Below are 1,342 nucleotides of genomic sequence, written 5' to 3' on the forward strand. Positions count from 1 at the left end.
GGACACAGATTTGGGGTAAAACGTGTGATCCAAACTGGAGTGGTTGATGTTGAAGAAAACCAATGCGAATGCGGTTGCGCCAGAGGCGCTGGAAGGAGCGCGTAGCGCGACTGGAAGCGCCTCTGGCGCCGCCGAAGTCAAACGGTGGTCGACCGGCCGCAAACGTAGCGTGGTCCTTCGGTTACTGCGGGGCGAACCTGTTGACGCCGTGTCCCGCGAAGTCGGCGTGACGATCGCCGAGCTCGAGCAATGGCGTGAGCTGGCACTGGCCGGCATGGAGGCCGGCCTGAAGACACGGACCAGCGATCCACTGCAAGCGCGGCTCAATGACGCCGTGCGACGCGTTGGCGAGCTGTCCATGGAAAACGAGATTCTGCGCAGGGAACGTGAACTGCAGGCCCGTCGCCCTTTGACCGGTCGGAGATCGTCGACATGAGCCACGAGATCTCCGCCAGTGCAGGCAAGCCCTTTGGATTGCAACGGGTTTGCCAGGTGCTCGAATTCCCGCGCTCGACGATCTATGCCATCCGTGCCAGAGCGAGCACCAGGGTGACGCCGATGGTTCCGCGCAGGCGTGGACCGAAGCCGAAGATGCACGATGCTGACCTGCTGAAGGCCATCCGCGATGATCTCGCGGCTTCACCATTCAGCGGCGAGGGGCACCGCAAGGTCTGGGCGCGGCTGCGCATCGTGCACGACATCCGCGTCTCCCGGACCCGCGTCCTGCGGTTGATGCGCGAGCACCGGTTGCTCTCGCCGCACCGTCAGGCACGGGGCGAACCCAGCCTTCACGACGGCCGGATCACGACTGATCGCCCCAATGAGATGTGGGGCACCGACGGCGTGCGCATTGCCACCGTGGACGACGGCATGGTGTGGATCTTCTCGGCCGTTGATCACTGCGATGGCATGTGCACCGGCATCCATGCCGCGAAAATCGGTGACCGCTTCGCGGCCCTCGAGCCTATCTCCCAGGGGCTGCTGGGCGCGTTTGGCTCGGTAGCCGCCGACTCGGGCCGCGGGTTGTCGCTGCGCATGGACCACGGTTCGCAATACACCTCGGATGACTTCCGCGACCAGATCAGGTTCTGGGGCATCACGCCGAGCTACGCCTTCGTCGCCGAACCCCAGACCAACGGCGTCGCTGAGCGGTTCAACCGGACCATGAAGGAACAAGCTATTCATGGGCGCATCTTCAAGAACCTGGAGGAAGTTCGCGCTGCCGCCATCGCGTTCAGGGATCGATACAATCGCAACTGGCGCCTTGAAAAGCTGGGCTTCAAATCACCCCTCGAAGCCCGTCAGGAACGGCTGATGAAGCTGGCCGCCTGAGTTGCAAGAG

General features: G+C 63.3%; 2 protein-coding genes. Both read left to right on the forward strand.

The window, feature by feature from the left end; genetic code table 11:
• Positions 1–46 precede the first annotated feature (46 nt).
• The gene (locus F6X42_RS42705; protein WP_187639741.1) at positions 47–436 is read left to right on the forward strand and encodes a transposase; all 390 of its coding nucleotides are present in this window, start codon (positions 47–49) and stop codon (positions 434–436) included.
• On the forward strand, positions 433–1,332 hold the full coding sequence (locus tag F6X42_RS42710; protein ID WP_187639742.1) for an integrase core domain-containing protein: 900 nt from the start codon (positions 433–435) through the stop codon (positions 1,330–1,332). Before F6X42_RS42705 ends, F6X42_RS42710 begins: the two co-directional genes overlap by 4 nt.
• Positions 1,333–1,342 lie beyond the last annotated feature (10 nt).

Origin of the sequence: Paraburkholderia podalyriae (genome assembly GCF_014397785.1) — a bacterium.
In the GTDB taxonomy this organism is placed as follows: domain Bacteria; phylum Pseudomonadota; class Gammaproteobacteria; order Burkholderiales; family Burkholderiaceae; genus Paraburkholderia; species Paraburkholderia podalyriae.